This is a genomic window from Halogeometricum sp. CBA1124 (assembly GCF_009741955.1).
GTDB lineage: Archaea > Halobacteriota > Halobacteria > Halobacteriales > Haloferacaceae > Halogeometricum > Halogeometricum rufum.
In genome coordinates this window covers 1-3,415 of the sequence record NZ_WPCD01000284.1, presented here as the reverse complement: position 1 = coordinate 3,415, position 3,415 = coordinate 1, and the positions used below count along the sequence as shown (strand labels likewise).

Below are 3,415 nucleotides of genomic sequence, written 5' to 3'. Positions count from 1 at the left end.
AGCAGCTTTCCGAGCAGGGCCCCCCCGGTCGGCGCGACGGCCGCCGAGGACGCCGCAGACTTCCTCGGGGGGCGTGGTCGCCGCGCCCTCGCGGGCGTGGCCGAGAATCGACTCGGCGACGCCTCGTTCGAGGACGAGACTACTCTCCGTCCTCGAAGTCACGGCGCATCGCTATCTCGAACCACGGGCACAGGCGCAGTTGGCGGTACCACTGCGGGTGTTCGTGGAGGTGTTCGTAGTCGACCCACAGCAGGCCCGCTATCTCCTCCTCGTCGGGGTTCAGCGTCGTGTCCTCGAGCGTCACCTTCAGGACGGCACAGACCTCCCACTCCAGACCGGCGTTCTCGTAGTAGCGCTTGTACTCGAACCGGTCGGTGACCCGCAGGTCGCCGTACTGGTCGGGCGTGATGCCCAGTTCCTCTTCGAGTCGCTGTTCCGTCGCCTCCTCCTGACTCTGCCCCTGCACGGGGTGGGAGGCGACGGTGCCGTCCCAGTGGGTGTCCCACAGGCGCTTGTTGGGCGCGCGTTGGGCGAGGAGCAGACGCCCCTCCTCGTCGAAGACGAGACAGGTGAACGCGCGGTGGCGCGTCCCGTGACCGGTGTGGGCCTCCAGTCGGTTGACCAGTCCCGTCTCGTTGTCGTCGGCGTCGACGGCGATGACGTCCTGCGCGGCGTTCTTGTGGAGTTCGCCCTCCGCGTCGGCGGCGGAACTCCCGCCCTCGTCCGTACTCATACAGTAGACATCGGCGAGGTGGGTCAAGGAGTCTTCGATGCGCGGCAGTTCACGCGGCGTCGGTCGGGTCCGGCGGCGACGGGTCGTATCCCTCGCGACGCGGAACCGCATCGCTCCCGGGCGGCGTCCGCGCGAAGGTGCCTCGCCTCCACGAGTTCGCCGTCGAGGCTGACCTGTCGGGCCGCCCCGGCGTCCACTTCGAGGTGGCTCACTCGCAGGTGCGTCAGGTGCGACGCCCCGCGCCGCAGGAGTCTGTCCGCCGCGCCCGTCGTCAGGTAGTCCAACGCGGGGCGGTTCTTGACGACGACGACGTTCAACAGCCCGTCCTCCATGTTCGCCTGCTGGAGTCGTTCGCCCGGGAAGCGTCGCCCGTTGCCGACCAACAGCATCAGCGCGTCGCCGGTCCACACCGGGTCGTTCCGGGGACCGGCCCGCACCTCCAGCCGCAGTCCCTCGAACGTCCGCTTCCCCTGAAGCGTCGAGAGGACGTAGCGACGACGCCCAAGCGACGCTTCGCCTCGCGCGTCGTCCGCGCACTCGCCTCGGCGGTGAGTCCGAAGACGCACGAGTTCACGAACGGTCGTCGCGGCGCGTCCGAGAGCCCCGCCGAGGACGCCGCGGCCGTCCACCGGACGCTCCCGAGGTCCAGCGACCGCTCCCGTCCCGATTCGAGCACCTCGAAAGCGTGGGCGACGCCGCGGACGCCGAGGTTGTCCGCGAAGTCGTTTCCCGTGCCCGTGGGGACGATGCCCAGCGTCGTCTCCGCCAACCGCCCCGCTTCGTCCACGCCGCGGACGACTTCGTTCACCGTGCCGTCCCCGCCGCAGGCCGCGACGAGCGACGCCTCCCCGACTGCCGCCTCGCGAGCGATGTCGACCGTGTCGCCCGCCCGTTCGCTCTCGCGGACGTCGTAGCCGCGTTCGACGGCGAGCCGCCTCGCGCGGTGGCTCTGCTTGCCGTCTCCGCTTCGAGGGTTCAGGACGAGGATACGGCGGGCCACGACTGGGAGTGGGGGCAGAAGAACAAAGCCGTACCGACCCCTCGGAGCGTCTGTGTTCGCCCTCGATCTCCACACCCACTCTCGCTTCTTCCACTGGTCGCCGGGCGGACCGACCCGGTTCGACCCCATCGGCCTCTCTCTGTCCACCGCCGTCGCGCGTCTGCGCGGACTCGACGGCATCGCGGTGACGAACCACGACTACACGTACGCCGCGGAGCGCCGACTCCCGACGATTCCGGGCATCGAGGTGACGACGACGGAGGGGCACCTCCTCGTCGTCGGACCCGACCCGCCGAGTCGGACGGAACCGGGCGAGTTGACGCCACAGGAGGCCGTCGAACTCGCCCACGAACGTGACTGCGCCGCCGTCGTCGCGCACCCGTTCCGAAACAGCGAACTCAAGGACGCCGACGCCGACTTCGACGCCCTCGAACTGAACGGCAAGAACACCGAACACGTCGAACAGACGCGAACGCTCGCGGCGGAGATGGGCGTCCCGCTGACCGGCGGGAGCGACGCCCACTACCCCGTCGAGGTGGGCCGAGCGTACACGCTCGTCCACGCCGACGAACTGACGCCCAGCGCCGTCGCGGACGCCATCCGCGACGGCCGGGTCGAACCGGTCGTGAACCTCAACCGATTCGAGCGGACGGTTGACAGGGCGTACACGCGAGTCCACGCGGCGAAGGGGTTCGACACCGACGACGTCTCACAGCGAGTGGACGACGCGTAGGAGGGACGGACCGGTCGGGCGGTGGAACGGGGACGCCGACCGGTCCTACGGGTTCCGGCCGAGTCGTTCGTCGAGGATGAGGCGCGTCTTCGTGCTCTTGACCTCGTCCAACTCGCGCGCCTGCGTGATGAGTTCGTTCACCGCGCGCGTGTCGGCGGCGTCGACGACGAGGACGACGTCCTCCTCGCCCGACACCTGCCAGACGAAGTCGACCTGGTCCCACTCGGCCATCCGGTCGGATATCTCCGTCGTGTCCACGTCCACCTTCACCGACACCTCGATCATCGCCTTGATGTTCCCCGTGCGGGTGGCGATGGTGAACCGTTCGATGACGCCGTCGCTCATCAGACGCTCGACGCGGTTGCGGACCGTCCCCTCGGAGGTGCCGACCTGTTCTGCGATCTCCGTGTAGGGAGTTCGAGCGTCCCGCCGGAGGATGTCGAGAATCTCTCGGTCCAGGTCGTCCATGTTCCCTCTCTCCCCTGCGGCGACTTACCGATTACGAAATTCGTAACTCAACTACGAAAGCAACATTTATACCCCCAGATTCCGTGTGTTTCTCGTAATGTCGGACGCCTATCTGGCTCTGGAAGACGGCCGCGTCCTCGAAGCGCGCGGTCGCGTTCCGGGGCGCACACGTGGCGAACTGGTGTTCACGACCGCGTACACGGGCTACGAAGAGAGCCTCACGGACCCCTCCTACGAGGAGCAGGTCCTGACGTTCTCGTACCCGCTCATCGGGAACTACGGCGTCCGAGACGAGCGATTCGAATCGGACCGCGTCCACCCGCGCGCCGGTATCGCCCGCGAGTTCACCGACGACGTGGTCGAGTGGCTCGACTCGGAGGACGTGCCCGCCATCGACCACATCGACACGCGCGACCTCGTCACCTCCATCCGCGAGGAGGGGGCGATGAAGTGCGGCATCGCCGTCGGCGACGACGTGACC

Annotated in this window: 6 protein-coding genes; 2 read left to right on the top strand and 4 right to left on the bottom strand. The window is 68.4% G+C overall.

The window, feature by feature from the left end:
- Positions 1-139: 139 nt before the first annotated feature.
- The 3 genes from idi to GJ632_RS22550 are packed head-to-tail and all read right to left on the bottom strand — an operon-like array spanning position 140 to position 1,733.
- Positions 140-733, bottom strand: coding sequence for an isopentenyl-diphosphate Delta-isomerase (gene idi / locus GJ632_RS20435; protein ID WP_191453884.1), 594 nt, complete (start codon positions 731-733; stop codon positions 140-142).
- A 23-nt stretch (positions 734-756) separates the two neighbouring features.
- Complete coding sequence (locus tag GJ632_RS22555; protein WP_197428125.1) at positions 757-1,143, bottom strand: hypothetical protein; 387 nt, start codon at positions 1,141-1,143, stop codon at positions 757-759.
- Positions 1,122-1,733: a diacylglycerol kinase family protein gene (locus GJ632_RS22550; RefSeq protein WP_197428124.1), complete on the bottom strand. Its 612-nt coding sequence runs from the start codon at positions 1,731-1,733 to the stop codon at positions 1,122-1,124. Before GJ632_RS22550 ends, GJ632_RS22555 begins: the two co-directional genes overlap by 22 nt.
- A 52-nt stretch (positions 1,734-1,785) precedes the next feature.
- On the opposite strand from GJ632_RS22550, the gene GJ632_RS25645 reads away from it, so the two are divergent.
- A complete protein-coding gene (locus GJ632_RS25645) occupies positions 1,786-2,466 on the top strand; it encodes a PHP-associated domain-containing protein (RefSeq protein WP_343161290.1) in 681 nt (226 codons plus the stop codon).
- Positions 2,467-2,511: 45 nt separating this feature from the next.
- Here the strand turns inward: GJ632_RS25645 and GJ632_RS20420 are convergent, their stop codons facing one another.
- Positions 2,512-2,934, bottom strand: a complete 423-nt coding sequence (locus GJ632_RS20420; RefSeq protein WP_089808023.1) for an Lrp/AsnC family transcriptional regulator — start codon at positions 2,932-2,934, stop codon at positions 2,512-2,514.
- A gap of 97 nt (positions 2,935-3,031) precedes the next feature.
- Between GJ632_RS20420 and GJ632_RS20415 the strand changes: the two genes are divergently transcribed.
- Positions 3,032-3,415, top strand: a 384-nt coding sequence (locus tag GJ632_RS20415) for a carbamoyl-phosphate synthase domain-containing protein (RefSeq protein WP_305037697.1), incomplete at its 3' end; no start/stop codon positions are given.

What these genes read in the sequence shown, in the direction of transcription:
- idi (WP_191453884.1), bottom strand. Translation starts at nt 733, where the DNA reads ATGAGTACGGACGAGGGCGGGAGTTCCGCCGCCGACGCGGAGGGCGAA.
- GJ632_RS20420 (WP_089808023.1), bottom strand. Translation starts at nt 2,934, where the DNA reads ATGGACGACCTGGACCGAGAGATTCTCGACATCCTCCGGCGGGACGCT.